This window comes from Thermaerobacillus caldiproteolyticus, from assembly GCF_015326725.1.
GTDB classification, from domain to species: Bacteria; Bacillota; Bacilli; order Bacillales; family Anoxybacillaceae; genus Thermaerobacillus; species Thermaerobacillus caldiproteolyticus.
Genome location: NZ_CP064060.1, coordinates 2,217,337 through 2,232,539 on the forward strand (window position 1 = coordinate 2,217,337; position 15,203 = coordinate 2,232,539).

Annotated in this window: 13 protein-coding genes and 1 other annotated feature (1 of these 14 running past the window's edge); of the genes, 3 read left to right on the forward strand and 10 right to left on the reverse strand. The window is 42.9% G+C overall.

What is annotated here, in order from left to right; translation table 11 throughout:
• Positions 1 to 186, reverse strand: a binding site (T-box leader) (it extends 44 nt beyond the left edge of the window).
• A 66-nt stretch (positions 187 to 252) separates the two neighbouring features.
• A complete protein-coding gene (locus tag ISX45_RS11120) occupies positions 253 to 432 on the reverse strand; it encodes a hypothetical protein (RefSeq protein WP_181554876.1) in 180 nt (59 codons plus the stop codon).
• 125 nt (positions 433 to 557) lie between these two features.
• On the opposite strand from ISX45_RS11120, the gene ISX45_RS11125 reads away from it, so the two are divergent.
• The gene (locus tag ISX45_RS11125; RefSeq protein ID WP_194518987.1) at positions 558 to 1,982 is read left to right on the forward strand and encodes an N-acetylmuramoyl-L-alanine amidase family protein; all 1,425 of its coding nucleotides are present in this window, start codon (positions 558 to 560) and stop codon (positions 1,980 to 1,982) included.
• Positions 1,983 to 2,026: 44 nt separating this feature from the next.
• Here the strand turns inward: ISX45_RS11125 and dtd are convergent, their stop codons facing one another.
• From dtd to ISX45_RS11160, 7 genes are all read right to left on the reverse strand, one after another.
• On the reverse strand, positions 2,027 to 2,479 hold the full coding sequence (gene dtd, locus ISX45_RS11130) for a D-aminoacyl-tRNA deacylase (protein ID WP_181554532.1): 453 nt from the start codon (positions 2,477 to 2,479) through the stop codon (positions 2,027 to 2,029).
• A 14-nt stretch (positions 2,480 to 2,493) separates the two neighbouring features.
• Complete coding sequence (locus tag ISX45_RS11135; RefSeq protein ID WP_181554533.1) at positions 2,494 to 4,692, reverse strand: RelA/SpoT family protein; 2,199 nt, start codon at positions 4,690 to 4,692, stop codon at positions 2,494 to 2,496.
• Positions 4,693 to 4,862: 170 nt separating this feature from the next.
• Positions 4,863 to 5,375 (reverse strand): adenine phosphoribosyltransferase, encoded by a 513-nt coding sequence (locus ISX45_RS11140; protein WP_181554534.1) that lies wholly within the window; start codon positions 5,373 to 5,375, stop codon positions 4,863 to 4,865.
• Complete coding sequence (gene recJ, locus ISX45_RS11145) at positions 5,375 to 7,732, reverse strand: single-stranded-DNA-specific exonuclease RecJ (protein ID WP_181554535.1); 2,358 nt, start codon at positions 7,730 to 7,732, stop codon at positions 5,375 to 5,377. The genes ISX45_RS11140 and recJ overlap by 1 nt, the downstream gene beginning before the upstream one ends.
• Before the next feature lie 90 nt (positions 7,733 to 7,822).
• Positions 7,823 to 8,683, reverse strand: a complete 861-nt coding sequence (locus ISX45_RS11150) for a cation diffusion facilitator family transporter (RefSeq protein ID WP_220129379.1) — start codon at positions 8,681 to 8,683, stop codon at positions 7,823 to 7,825.
• Between the two features lie 146 nt (positions 8,684 to 8,829).
• Positions 8,830 to 11,082, reverse strand: coding sequence for a protein translocase subunit SecDF (gene secDF, locus ISX45_RS11155; protein ID WP_194518988.1), 2,253 nt, complete (start codon positions 11,080 to 11,082; stop codon positions 8,830 to 8,832).
• 110 nt (positions 11,083 to 11,192) lie between these two features.
• Positions 11,193 to 11,489, reverse strand: a complete 297-nt coding sequence (locus tag ISX45_RS11160; protein WP_181554538.1) for a post-transcriptional regulator — start codon at positions 11,487 to 11,489, stop codon at positions 11,193 to 11,195.
• A gap of 115 nt (positions 11,490 to 11,604) precedes the next feature.
• Here ISX45_RS11160 and spoVB point away from each other — a divergent pair, with 115 nt between their 5' ends.
• Both spoVB and ISX45_RS11170 read left to right on the forward strand, forming a co-directional pair.
• A complete protein-coding gene (gene spoVB, locus ISX45_RS11165) occupies positions 11,605 to 13,161 on the forward strand; it encodes a stage V sporulation protein B (protein WP_181554539.1) in 1,557 nt (518 codons plus the stop codon).
• A 77-nt stretch (positions 13,162 to 13,238) separates the two neighbouring features.
• On the forward strand, positions 13,239 to 13,613 hold the full coding sequence (locus tag ISX45_RS11170) for a TIGR04086 family membrane protein (RefSeq protein WP_194518989.1): 375 nt from the start codon (positions 13,239 to 13,241) through the stop codon (positions 13,611 to 13,613).
• 50 nt (positions 13,614 to 13,663) lie between these two features.
• Here ISX45_RS11170 and yajC read toward each other — a convergent pair whose 3' ends face one another.
• Both yajC and tgt read right to left on the reverse strand, forming a co-directional pair.
• On the reverse strand, positions 13,664 to 13,930 hold the full coding sequence (gene yajC, locus ISX45_RS11175; protein WP_181554541.1) for a preprotein translocase subunit YajC: 267 nt from the start codon (positions 13,928 to 13,930) through the stop codon (positions 13,664 to 13,666).
• 28 nt (positions 13,931 to 13,958) lie between these two features.
• Positions 13,959 to 15,098, reverse strand: a complete 1,140-nt coding sequence (gene tgt, locus ISX45_RS11180) for a tRNA guanosine(34) transglycosylase Tgt (protein WP_181554542.1) — start codon at positions 15,096 to 15,098, stop codon at positions 13,959 to 13,961.
• Positions 15,099 to 15,203 lie beyond the last annotated feature (105 nt).

A 15,203-nucleotide genomic window follows, 5' to 3' on the forward strand; every position in this document is an offset into this window, starting at 1 on the left:
GCTGACGTGCTTCCACTTTTCACCGATAACGCCCGGCTTGCGTTCTCTCCTACTAGCGTTCGCGTTCAAAGAGAAACCTACGGAGTGTTCGTTCGTTAAGTCATCATGGAGAAATGCTTTCAGCCTACGGCATTTCCTCTCTGGCCATGTGTACTCTTAACTACTCTTCTCCATCATTGGTTTTCGTATGTAACAATTTTTACTACTTATCTTACGAATGAACACGTATTTTGTCAAGAAGTGAACGCATGTTTATGAACGGGATAATTGTTTTTTTAATTTTTGCACATCTTTTAATGTTAAGCCAAATTCAGACGCTAACTCAAATGCCGTATGGTTCGCTTCCTTTCTCATAAATTCATGGAAGTCGACATGAAATAATTCGCTCGCCTTTCGTTGCGCAAACTCTCCTTTTGCACTGTTTCTCATCATAACATTCCTTCCCTCGTTCAGCCTTATTACCTATCTTTCCCGTTTGCAGAAAAAATAAAAGGATTTTTTCCCCTTTTGTAGAATTCCTATAATCTCTCGGATTTTATCGAAAGGAGGGTGGTTGGTTGTTCCATTTTAAGGCAAAAAAAGCGGTTTATTTGTTTATTGCCGCTATATTTCTACTTTCGATTCACTTTTCCACAGCATGGGCGGAAACAAAAACAGTGATCACACAAGTAGATCGCCTCAATGTGCGGGAAGGACCAGGTACTCATTATCGTGTTAAAAAGATGCTAAACAAGGGAGAAACGTATACGGCCATTGCAGAAACAAACGGTTGGGTACAGTTACAATTAAGTGCGACAGAAACAGGTTGGGTGGCAAAGCAGTACGTATCAGAAGTAAAGCGACGCATGATATCGACCGTCGATCAACTGCGCGTTCGTTCCTCCCCAAATAGCGAAGCAAGCGTCATTGGCTATTTGCAGCGTGGACAATCTGTCGAGGCGATAGAGACAAAAAACGGTTGGACAAAAGTGAAAACGGCGTCGCTTACAGGATGGGTGTCATCCACTTATCTTACAAATGGCAATGAAGAACATGTTCATTCAAGTATTCAGGCTGGTATAGTGACAGCCGATACGTTAAACGTGCGAACTCAGCCGTCCCAACAAGCAAACGTTCTCGGAAAAATAACTCACGGTCAACAAGTTCGCATTATGGCTGAAAATGATCAATGGTATCAAATTACGACCAATAGCGGACTTACCGGATGGGTTTCTCGCGCATACATATCCGTATCTCCTTCTTATGTCAAGGTATTGTACGATGGAGTCAACATCCGCTCAATGCCATCGCTTCAAGCAAAAGTACAAGCAACGGCACATCGTGGACAACAATATCGCATAATAACAAGCATAGAAAATTGGTACAAAATCGAAGTTCCGGGAAAAGGAAGCGGATATATTGCTAGTTGGCTCGTATCAGCTGTTCATCAAAATCCAAAAAATGCGCTGTACAATAAAACGATTGTCATTGATGCCGGTCATGGTGGAAAAGATAGTGGCACGATCGGCAAAAATGGAATAATGGAAAAAATGCTCACGTTAAAAACGGCGCAATTGTTACAGCAACGGTTGAAAGAGGCCGGTGCCAATGTCATTCTCACTCGAACAACCGATAAATACGTATCCTTACCGGATCGCGTGCAAATCGCTCATCGCTATCATGCCGATGCCTTTATCAGCATTCATTATGATAGCTCATCGGATTCGCGGACAAGAGGGATGACGATTTATTATTATGACTCGCTTGCGGATTATCCGCTTGCATTGTCGTTTGCCGGTCCGTTATCTAGCATTACTTCCGTCCCGTATCGCGGGATTCGCTTTGGAGATTTTCACGTCATTCGCGAAACGGACTTGCCATCTGTTTTATTCGAACTCGGGTATATCAGCAATCCCGCTGAAGTCAATATCGTTGCTTCGAACAAATATCAACAGCAAATTACAGAAGCGATCGCTAGCGGCTTAAGGAGTTATTTTCAGTAGCTGACCTTTTTAATTTAAAAAAGAAAAAGCGAGCAACATGTTCGTTACTCGCTTTTTTCCTTACTTTCGACAATGAGTGTCACCGGACCGTCATTCGTCAACTGTACTTCCATCATCGCTCCGAATTGACCGGTTTCCACTTGAATCCCTTTTTTCCGCAACTCATCGTTCAAGGCCTCATAAATCGGCAACGCATGATCCGGCTTTGCCGCTTCCATGAAGTTTGGTCGTCTTCCTTTTCGACAGTCGCCATACAGCGTAAATTGCGATACGGATAAAACCGCGCCTCCGACATCTAATAAGGATAAATTCATTTTGCCGGAATCGTCTTCAAAAATGCGCAAATGAGCGATTTTATCAGCGACAAAGACCGCATCTTCTACTGTATCGCGGTGCGTCACACCGACAAGAAGAACAAGGCCGAATTCAATGCGGCCAACCACTTCCCCGTTGACTGTCACTTTTGCCTCTTTAGCTCGTTGGACAACTACTCTCATATACGTGTTCCTTTCTAATTATTCATGATTCTCTGCACGGAATAAATATCAGGAATTTGCTTAATTCGTTCAACCACTTTTTGCAAGTGACTTACATTTTGAATCGCGATCGTCATATGGATTGTAGCGATTTTATTTCGATGATCCGACCGTCCGGAAACAGCGGAAATATCTGTTTTCGTTTCATTGACCGCTTGTAACACTTCGTTTAATAATCCGCGCCGGTCAAAGCCGGAAATTTCAATTTCCACATTATATTCCCGGTTCGTCTTAGCATTACTTTCCCATTCGACAGAAATTAAGCGATCTTCTGCTTCTTCGGACTGAACATTTGGACAATCGGATCGATGAACAGAAACACCGCGCCCTCTCGTAATAAACCCGATAATTTCATCGCCGGGAACCGGATTACAGCAGCGCGACAAGCGGATGAGTAAATTATCCATCCCTTGTACACGAATGCCATAGTCTCGTTTTTTGACAACCGGCATTTTTGTTTCATGCATCGTTTCTGCTAATTTCTTTTGTTGTTCTTCTAAATCGCGCTGCTTCCGCCACTTGTCTGTTAAGCGGTGGGCGATTTGCGCAGCGGTAATACCATGATAACCGACCGCTGCGTACATATCTTCCTCGTTAGAAAAATTAAATTTTTCTGCAACGCGTTTCACATTTTCTACTGTTAAAATTTCTTTGACATCAAAACCGAGGTTGCGAATTTCTTTTTCAACTAATTCTTTTCCTTTTTCAATATTTTCTTCGCGGCGTTGTTTTTTGAAAAATTGGCGAATTTTATTTTTCGCATGAGACGTTTGTGCGAGTTTTAACCAATCTTGACTTGGACCGTAGGAATGTTTCGATGTTAAAATTTCCACGATGTCGCCTGTTTTTAACTTATAATCAAGCGGAACCATCTTCCCGTTCACTTTTGCGCCAATCGTCTTATTTCCGATTTCGGAGTGAATACGGTATGCGAAATCAATCGGCACCGAGCCGGCTGGCAGCTCAATGACATCGCCTTTCGGTGTAAATACGAACACCATGTCAGAAAATAAATCCATCTTTAACGTTTCCATAAACTCTTCGGCGTTGCTCGCATCGTTTTGCCATTCTAAAATCTCACGAAACCATGATAGCTTTTCCTCGAATGAATTCGGTTTGATCGTTTTTCCTTCTTTATATGCCCAATGGGCAGCGATTCCGAACTCGGCAATTTGATGCATTTCGAATGTACGAATTTGCACTTCAAGAGGCTCGCCTTTTGGACCGATGACGGTCGTATGAAGCGACTGATACATATTTGGTTTCGGCATGGCAATGTAATCTTTAAACCGTCCCGGCATTGGCTTCCAACATGTATGAATAATGCCTAATACCGCATAGCAGTCTTTGATACTGTTGACGATAATGCGAACCGCCAGCAAATCATAAATTTCATTAAATTGTTTATTTTGCAGCACCATTTTGCGATAAATGCTGTAAATATGTTTTGGTCTTCCAGAAATTTCGCCTTTAATCGACACTTCATTTAGCCGTTCGCGCACCTCTTGAATGACTTCTTCTAAATACTGTTCTCGTTCTGCCCGCTTCTTCTTCATTAAGTTGACAATCCGATAATACTGTTGCGGATTTAAATAACGAAGTGCTGTATCTTCCAATTCCCATTTAATTTTCGAGATTCCAAGCCGGTGTGCCAGCGGAGCGAAAATTTCCAACGTTTCATTGGCGATTCTTCGCTGTTTTTCCAGCGGCAAATGTTTTAATGTTCGCATGTTATGAAGACGGTCCGCTAATTTAATTAAAATGACGCGAATATCTTGCGCCATTGCCAAAAACATTTTTCGATGGTTTTCCGCCTGCTGTTCTTCATGTGATTTATATTTAATTTTTCCAAGCTTCGTCACACCGTCAACAAGCATCGCGACTTCATTGCCGAACTCTCGCTCCAAATCTTCTTTTGTCGCGTCCGTATCTTCAACGACATCGTGCAAAAATCCAGCGGCAATCGTCGCCGGGTCCATTTTTAAATCAACTAAAATGCCCGCCACTTGAATCGGATGAATAATATACGGTTCTCCCGACTTGCGATACTGTTCGCGATGAGCGTCGCTTGCAAATTCATATGCTTTTTTTATAAATTCAACATCTTTTTCCGACAAATATCGACTTGCCTGTTCGATGACTTGTTCCGCCGTTAACACCTGTTCATTGGCCATGGGATCACCTTTGCGTGTAATAAAATAACGTATTGATACTATTATCATGAAAAATTTTTCAGATGTAAAGGGTTATAGTGAAACTAATAAGAAAGAGCACCCATTTGAGTGCCCTCTGCGAAAACATCTCTTATGACTATTTTAGCGAAATGACAGACATATGTCGATGGTTAGAATTGCATAAGCGCTAAAATGTCGTATCCTTCCAATTTTTTACGTCCTTCTAAATAGGTGAGCTCGATAAGAAATGCAATCCCTGCAACAACGCCGCCGAGCTGTTCGACAAGTTTAACTGTGGCTTCGATCGTTCCACCTGTCGCAAGTAAATCGTCCGTAATTAATACACGTTGGCCCGGCTTAATGGCATCTTTGTGCATCGTTAACACATCTTTTCCGTATTCTAATCCGTATTCGACACGAACGACTTCGCGCGGAAGCTTTCCTTCTTTGCGCACCGGAGCAAATCCTACACCAAGCGCGTAGGCAACCGGGCAGCCGATAATGAAGCCGCGCGCTTCCGGACCGACGACGATATCAACTTTCTTTTCTCGCGCATATTGCACGATTTGGTCAGTCGCGTACTTATATACTTCTCCCTTATCCATAAGTGTTGTAATATCTTTGAACATGATTCCTGGTTTTGGGAAATCAGGAACGATCGTCACATATTGTTTCAAGTCCATTACACGTTTGCCTCCTCATATGTTCGCGAACCTTTCATCTCGAAAAGGAAACGCTTTAATTGTTGATACGATGAGTATAAAAAGAGTTTTTCCAGCTCGAATTGAGCTTGTTTCAAACGATATGTAGGTGACTCAGTTAAATCGCGTTTAGCCGGCTCATGAACAAGAGAAACCATTCCATCTTTTAGTGTAATAAATTCTAGTTCCAAAAACACTTTTACCATAAAATGAACCGTTTCCTTTGTCCAGCCGCGTGCCCGCGCCAATTCATCGCCATATTTGGCTAAATCAAAAATCCCGCGCTTCCGTAAAAACGCATAAAACCATTTAAAATGGTCGCGCGTGGGCAACGTGCTAAAAAAATGAGTCTCCCTTTGATAGAATAACGCATAAATGCGCGCAGGTAAACTAGAACATAATAAAACTTTCATCATTTCTAGCGATGGCGGTAAGTCTAGCAGTACGACATAGCGATCAGCAATGTGAAGCTGCTCTGCTTCTTTCAGCGAAGAAAGATAGCATATTTCTTCACGATAATCGTGTAACTGTAAAGCTTCTATTGTCTCCTCATGAAAAGCAATAAACAGCCTCTTTTCCCGCGGAAGAGAGGAAAACAGCGGATGTACATGACGCATGCCGCGAATGTCAAACAGTTGACATTCATGTACAGCAACATCACATAGCATCAGTTGCGGTTTACGAATATGGTTCCATTCATTAATGGATAGTTCTCCAACGACGGATACTTTCGCATCAGGAGCAATTTCGTCATACAAATAGCCGTAGCCAAAACCCACGCTTTCAATCGTTGCGCCATCCTGTTCAAATACGGCTTTTACGTGCGACTGATCGGCACCGATGCGGCGAATCGTTTGGATGGAGACATCTTCAATTAAAATGAGCGGCTTCGGATTGTCGACTCCAAATGGCGCGAGCTTTTGCAACTGCTCAGCCGCTGTGAGCGTCAAATCGGATACCGAACATTTAACATCAATGGTCGTCATTGGAATAAAATCATCGTCTGTCAATATGTCGTTCGCTAATGTATTGAGGCGCTGACGCAGCTCATCCACATGCTCAATCGATAACGTCATTCCGGCCGCCATCGGATGCCCGCCGAAGTGCGGTAAAATATCACGACATGCCGATAGCTGAGTGAATATATCAAATCCATGAATGCTTCGCGCAGAGCCCTTCGCAATTCCTTTTTCAGGATCAAGACTAAGGACGATGGTTGGACGATAAAACTGCTCAACAAGCCGCGAAGCGACGATACCGACAACTCCTGGATTCCAACCTTCCTTCGCCACTACAAGCACTTTATGTTCCGAAGGTGGAAATTGTTCGTTGACCATTTGTGCTGCTTCTTCTGCCATTTCCGCCACAAGTCGCTGCCTCTCTCGATTCAGCTCGTCCATTTCCTTCGCTAGCATTCGTGCTTCGTCCTGATCTTCTGTCATCAACAGCCGTACAGCGGGATCGGCTCCCCCTAACCGTCCGACCGCATTAATGCGCGGAGCAATGACAAACCCGATTGTCTCTTCATTTAATTCCTTCGTTTGAATGCCGCACTGTTTCAATAACGCCTGCAACCCGATACGTGTCGTTGCCTGTAACTGCTCTAACCCTTGTGCGACTAATAGACGATTTTCTCCCGTAAGAGAAACGAGATCGGCTATAGTGCCGATAGCGACAACATCGAGTAAATGACGAGGCACATCCCCAAGTAACGCGTGCGCCACCTTGAAGGCGACTCCAACGCCTGCCAGTTCACGAAATGGATATGTACTTCCGGGTTTTTTCGGATGAATAATCGCATACGCATCCGGTAACGTTGGTCCGGGTTCATGGTGATCGGTAATGATTACATCAATTCCAAGCTCGTTCGCTAATGCGACTTCATCAATTGCGGCAATGCCCGTATCGACTGTAATGATTAAAGAAAATCCTTGTTCTTTCGCCCAACAGAACGCTTTTTTATTCGGTCCGTACCCTTCCGTAAAGCGATTCGGAATATAAAAATCAACGATAGCACCGATTTCTTTAAGAGCACTGACCATTACGGTTGTGCTGCTCACACCATCGGCATCGTAATCGCCAAAGACAAGAATGCGCTCATTGCTTTGGACCGCTTGCTGAATACGCGCCACTGCTTGCTCCATTCCATCAAGTAAAAACGGATCATGAAACGGTTGTTTCATCGGAGATAAAAATACCTCTGCTTCTTTTACCGTATCTACCCCTCGATTTACAAGCAATGAAGCAACAAGTGGAGCGATATTTAATTGTTTTGCCAATTCATTGCTTTTATCAACATCAGGATGTTTTACATCCCAGCGAGTTTTCGCGGTTAACATGTCTCCCACCTCAACTCTCCCTATTATACAAAAGGAAAAAAGGGTGGGCAATGAAATCATTCCGTTTTTTCAAATATCCGGTCAATGACTTTACTTCGCTTTTTCTGGATAATATGGATTAATATGTACCATGACATTATGAACGTGAGGCAATGTCAGCAGTTTCTCTTTAACCTTTTTTCCGATTCTATGCCCTTCCTCAACGGTAATCGATGGGTCAACAGCAATTTTTAAATCAACAATAACATAATGGCCATGCTCCCGTGCATGCAGTTCATGAATTTGCTTTACGTCTGGAAACGACAAAACCGCCTCGCGGAGATGGATTGTTTCTTCATCATGCAGCACGTGGTCAAGCGTCGCATGAATGGATTCTTTCCCTAACGTCCACGCCATTTTCAAAACGAGAAGAGAAACGAACAATCCCGCCACCGGGTCAGCATAAACAAGCCACTCCACTCCCCATGCTCCTCCGGCAATCGCCGCTCCGATTCCGATTAGTGCTGCAATCGATGAAAAGACGTCGGAGCGGTGCTCGTAAGCATTCACAATGATAGCGTTACTCTTTACTTTTTTTCCTAACTGATATTTATAACGAAACATCGCTTCCTTCACGATAATTGAAAAGATCACGACATATACTGTAATCATTCCCGGCGGTTCGAGCGGTTGAAAAAACGCTTGAACAGAAGAGCGGCCAATCTCTATCCCCACCATGAACAATAAAACCGCTACAATAATGGCGGCAATCGGTTCGGCCTTGCCATGCCCGTACGGATGATCCTCATCAGGCGGTTGTTTCGCCGCGCGCAATCCAATCCATACTGCAAGCGAGCCAGCGACATCGGATGCCGAGTGTGCTGCATCCGCGATAAGAGCTTTACTATTCCCAACAGTCCCCGCCACCCATTTCACAATCGCTAGCGCTATATTGCCGACAATCCCCACCATTGCTGCAAATTCCGCTTGTTTAAAACGCTCTTCCTTTTTCACTATTCTCTTCCTTTCGTGAAACGTTATTTATCGTTAGTTTATCCGATTTCCCCTTCCTCACTACTAAAAAAGGATGCCCCATTCTTCATGGAGCATCCCTGCCTTTACACTTGCGGTTCTAAATCTTTTTCGGTTCTTTTTTTGACTTTTCCTTTTTTCAATTGTTTTCCTTTCCAAATAATCCATAGTTGCGAAGCAATGCATAAGGAAGAGTAGACACCGGACACTAAACCGACTAATAACGCTAAGTTAAAGTTACGAATTGCCTCGCTTCCGAATATCAACAAGGCAACAACAGTGAAAATGACCGTTAAGACGGTGTTAATCGAACGGGTAAGCGTTTGTTGCAATGCACGGTTCACAATATATTTTAAATCGTCCACTGTTTTGACTTTCCGCTTTTTCATTAGATCCCGAATTCGGTCAAATGTGACGATCGTATCGTTAATCGAATAACCGATGATCGTTAATACCGCGGCAATAAACGTTAAATCAACTTCCAAACGCGTTAAACTGAAAAATGTAATGATAATAAACGCATCATGCAATAAAGCAATAATCGCAGCAAGCGCCATATACATTTCAAAGCGAATCGTGACGTAAATAATGATCCCGATCGATGAAATAAGCACGGCAATAAACGCATTTCTTGCCAATTCTTTACCTACTGTCGGCGATACAGTGCTGACGTTCGGTTCAAATCCATATTGTTGTTTAAAATGACTTTTTAGCTCAGAAATTTCTTTTTTGTTTAAAACACCAATAAAACGAGCAACGCCTATTTGCTTCTTGTTCCCTGACAACACAATGTCCTTTGGCTCAAGATTGAGCTTTTTAAATTCATCCTCTAACTGCTGCACGTTCAATGGCGAATGACTCATCACTTCGACTCGCGTTCCGCTAGCAAAATCAATGCTAGGATTTAATTTCATCGTTAACAGGGCAACAATTCCGAGCACGGTAAGCGCTCCAGAAAGAAGGAAAAACTTTTTGCTATGTTTGACGAAATCGAGACGGTCAAACTTCGTCGGTACTTCCGTATGCTCGTTCGTTTCGGCAATATTTAAGATTTCCGATTTTTTGACACCGAAATAGCCCGGCTTGTTATTAAGAACGCGGCTGTACACTAATAAACTAAGCAATAAACGCGTCCCGTAGACAGCGGTAATAAAGCTTACTAAAATGCTAATAATGAGCGTAGTTGCAAACCCTTTAACAGAGCTTGTCCCATAAATAAATAGCACAACCCCAGCGATAATCGTCGTAATGTTCGCGTCAAAAATCGTCGCAAACGAACCTTTAATTCCCGTGCGATATGCCGACATAATCGACTTGCCGAGCTTGATTTCCTCTTTAATTCGCTCATATGTAATAATGTTCGCATCGACCGCCATTCCAGCCCCCAAAATAAGGGCAGCAATTCCCGGCAATGTTAAAACGCCATTCATCCAATCAAAAATAAGCATAGTTAGATACAAGTAGGCTGATAACGTAATGACAGCGATAACACCTGGTAAGCGATAAAACAAAATCATAAACAAGAAAATTGCAGCAATGCCAACGATTCCAGCAAAAACTGTTTTTTGTAATGCGTTTTCTCCAAACTGTGCACCAACAGATGTGGAGTAAATTTCTTTTAATTCAACTGGCAACGCACCGGCATTTAATAAGTCAGCCAATTGTTTCGCTTCATCAACGGTAAAATTGCCAACGATAGAGACGTCCGTTTGGTCAAACACTTGATTGACTGCTGCGGCGGAAATAAATTTTGGTTTTGCTTTTCCCGCCTCTTTCGCGTAAGAGTCAACCCCGTCCTTAAAATCAAGCCAAATGACTAATAAGTTATTCGGGGCGCCCATCTTGTACACTTTTTCAGTCACTTTCTTAAATTTATCCGCATCTTTCAGCTTAATGGACACACTTGGCTTTCCGTTTTCGTCAAAAGAAAGTTTCGCCCCTCCTTGGACTAAGTCACTGCCATCCATCAATACGTGATCGTGAACATCACGGAACGTCAGTTTCGCCTGAGTAGAAAGAATTTCACGCGCTTTGTTTTGATCTTTTATACCAGCGAGCTGAACGCGAATGCGATTGTTTCCCTCAATTTGAATGTTCGGTTCGCTCACTCCCAGTACGTTCACCCGTTTGTTTAAGGCACTCACTGTACTCACAAGTGCATGTTTGTCAACCTTATCTCCTTTTTTCGCCGGCTTTACTTCATAGAGCACTTCAAAGCCGCCCTGTAAATCAAGCCCTAGTTTCATATTATGTAAAATTCCTTGAATGGTTGTTCCCATTGTTCCACCTAAAAGCAGGAGCAACAGGAAAAACGCAACGATGCGACTTCTTTTTACCATAATAAAAAATCCTCCTTACGACATAAAAGAATCCGGCTAAAAGAGCCAGAGTTCTCTCAATATTCCCATTATGAAACAGTTTCCGAGAGCTGTCAAATGCCAAAACATTATTACAATAATTCTTTCAACGCCACCTCTAAGTCGTTACCGTCTGCCGAACGCTGTTGCTGATACGTTTTCATAGTTAAAAACGCCATATAATCACCGATACGAAGCGACAGAATGTCTTCAACTAGCTCAAATAATTTTTTTTTCTCATTTAATTTTTTCCATTTTTTATAAAATAAACACTCCCAAATTTGTTCGATCTCCACTTGTTCATAGCCAAGCAACCGAAACTCATCGTATTTGCATTCTAACACCGGCATAAGTTGTTCGCGCAACTCTTCTATTTTCTCTTTATCCATGATCGACCCCTTCTCCCCTTTTATTGAACGGCAGTACTTGTCATGCTTGTTCACATGGTATGCATATAGTTAATTGTATAAAAGATTACCGCGTTTGAGAAGGTAGGGAGATGATATGTCTAAATTTTTAAAAGGAACGCTCATATTAATCGTTGCCGGCCTCGTTACAAGAGTTCTTGGATTTGTCAATCGAATTGTTGTGGCACGTGTTATTGGAGGAGAGGGCGTCGGCTTGTACATGATGGCTGTTCCGACGCTCGTATTAGCAATTACGATTACCCAAATGGGGCTTCCTGTGGCGATTTCCAAGCTGGTTGCCGAGGCAGAGGCGGTCGGCGACCAACGGAAAGTAAAGAAAATTCTTGTCGTTTCTTTAGCGACCACCGGGGGGCTAAGCATCATCTTTTTCCCGGCGATGATTTTGCTTGCTCCGACTTTGTCAACAACATTATTCACTGATCCGCGCACGTATTATCCATTATTGGCGATTTCACCAGTTGTTCCTATTGTCGCTATCTCCTCCGTATTGCGTGGTTATTTCCAAGGAAAACAACAAATGAAACCGTACGCATATTCTCAATTGATTGAGCAAATCGTTCGCATCAGTTTAATCGCTGTTTGCACGAAAGCCTTTTTACCATACGGAATTGAGTACGCAGCTGCCGGAGCAATGCTTTCTTCCGTAATCGGGGAATTCGTTTCTCTCGTTTATTTATTGTATATGTTTAAACTGAAAAAGCGAATGAAAGTACGAACGCAGTTTTTTAAACATGTCAAAGCGGGAAAAGAAACATTTGTGAGCTTAATGCGCATCGCGTTACCGACAACCGGGAGCCGCCTCATCGGTTCAATTGCTTGGTTTTTTGAACCAATTGTCGTCGCCAACAGTTTAGCGATTGCCGGAGTCGCTACCTCTCTTGCGACAAAACAATACGGAGAACTCACAGGATATGCACTTCCTTTGCTGATGCTGCCGTCGTTTATTACATATTCGTTATCGACGTCTCTCGTTCCTGCGATTAGCGAAGCGGCTGCCCAACAGCAAATGATTCTTATTGAACATCGAATCCAACAAGCAATGCGTCTTTCCCTCGTTACAGGCGGGCTGTCGGTCATCGTCTTATACGTATTCGCCGATCCACTTATGCAACTCATGTACGGTACAAGCGAGGCATCCATTTTCGTAAAAGTAATGGCGCCGTTTTTCCTATTCTATTACTTTCAAGGTCCATTACAAGCAGTTTTACAAGGTCTTGATCTAGCTAAAGCAGCCATGACGAACAGCCTTATTGGAGCGGTTGTAAAAACAGTATGTATTTTTGCATTAGCGACGCGACCAAGTTTAGGAATTATGGGAGCCGCATTAGCGATCGCCATCGGCACCGTGTTAGTCACACTTCTTCATTTTGCAACGATGGTCAAAGTTGTGTCCTATTCCGTCTATGTCACAGAATATATCAAGGCTTCCATCACAATGCTGATCGCTGGCATCGTCGGCTATATGACGTTCTCCCATTCTTTTGCGACATTTCCGCTCAATGTACGAACGACTGCTGCTATCATCATTACTACCATCGTTTACATGTTGCTTTTAATCATCTTCAAGCTCATTAAACGTGAAGAATTGATGCGAATTCCGTTTCTCCGTGTCTTTTTCCTGATAAAAAAATAATCAAGCCCACTTCTAAACATGTCCTGCGGCGAATATACTTTTGCTAAAAACATCCATAGGACGAGGGGGGAGAAAAAATGACAAGGTTAGGGAAAGCGATTGTCTATGGAATTGTGACGATTTTTTTACTTGCCGCTATCGTCAGTTTCTTTTTATCTTTAATGATGAAATTTACAAGTATCGAAGAGTCGTCATTGACATGGATGATTTTCACAAGCTCCCTTTTATCAATGTTTATTGGAGGATTTGTCGCCGGTGGAAAAGGGAAAGAAAAAGGCTGGCTTATGGGTGGGGCTACGGGTGTACTATTCACAGTGATTGTCCTTTTGTTCCAGTTTTTAGGACTAGAGCAATCATTCTCGCTTAAGCAATGGCTCTACCATCTCGGCTTTTTAGCAGCAGCTATGCTTGGAGGAGTTCTTGGAGTGAACATAACCGCATCACAAAGTTAAATGTAAAAAACAAAGGCTGCTTCTTCAAATGAAGAAGCAGCCTTATTCGTTTACTTATTTTCTGCAACTACTTCACGCACCGCTGAGCGATCGTATGTAAGGCGAGTACCGTCACCAGCACGGATCACGATTTTATCTTCATCAACTGAGTCGATAATGCCGTGCAATCCACCAATCGTGACGATTTTATCCCCTTTCTTTAAGTTCGCCTGCATTTGTTGAATCGCACGCTGGCGTTTTTGCTGCGGACGAAGTAACAGAAAGTAGAAAATCACGAAAAATAAAAGAATTGGTAATAAATTGACTAGCGTTGCCATCGATTTCACCCCTTTCTAAGCAATGGAATTAAAAGTTTTTCGCATTCGGTTTGTTAAACCCATATCGTTCAAAAAACTCTTCGCGGAAGTCGCCAAGACGATCGTCACGAATAGCTTGTCTCACTTGCTCCATCAATTTTATCAGAAAATACACATTATGATAAGAAGTTAAACGAATTCCGAACGTTTCATCACATTTTATTAAATGTCGAATGTACGCACGTGTATAGTTGCGGCATGTGTAACAGTCACAATTTGGATCAAGCGGTGTAAAGTCTCTCGCGTATTGCGCGTTTTTAATAACGACGCGTCCTTCGCTTGTCATGACCGTTCCGTTGCGACCAATGCGTGTCGGCAAGACGCAGTCAAACATATCGATGCCGCGGATCACTCCGTCAATGAGCGAATCCGGAGAACCTACCCCCATTAGATAGCGAGGTTTATTCGCCGGTAAAAGCGGAGTTGTAAATTCTAAAACGCGGTTCATTACTTCTTTTGGTTCACCAACGGACAATCCACCTACGGCATATCCAGGAAAATCAAGCGATACTAAGTCTTGTGCACTTTGTTTTCGAAGATCTTCAAATTCACCGCCTTGAACAATACCAAACAATCCTTGGTCATGCGGGCGTTGATGTGCTTTTAAACAGCGCTCCGCCCAACGGCTCGTCCGCTCCACCGACTGCTTCATATATTCATATGTTGCCGGATATGGCGGGCATTCGTCAAACGCCATCATAATATCCGAACCGAGCGCATTTTGAATCTCCATTGCTTTTTCTGGAGAAAGGAAGAGCTTATCCCCGTTTAAATGATTTCGGAAATACACTCCTTCTTCCTCAATTCTTCGGAATTCGCTTAAACTAAACACTTGAAAGCCGCCGGAATCGGTCAAAATACCGCGATCCCAGTTCATAAACGAATGAAGCCCACCGGCTTCTTTGACAATGTCATGCCCCGGACGAAGCCATAAATGGTACGTATTGCTTAAAATAATCCCTGCGCCCATTTCCTTTAATTCTTCCGGCGACAAAGTTTTCACCGTTGCCAGCGTGCCAACCGGCATAAACATCGGCGTTTCAAAGGAACCGTGTGGAGTATGAATGATCCCAAGCCGTGCTCCGGTTTGCTTACATGTTTTGATTAATTCATATCGAATTGCTGTCAAATGAGTATCTCCTTTCTAAAAAGGTAGGAAAGTAAAAATGCAAATTCTCTATCTTCCCGTCTCTAAATCACAAACATTTCCATACTCGAAAAACATTTGGTTTTG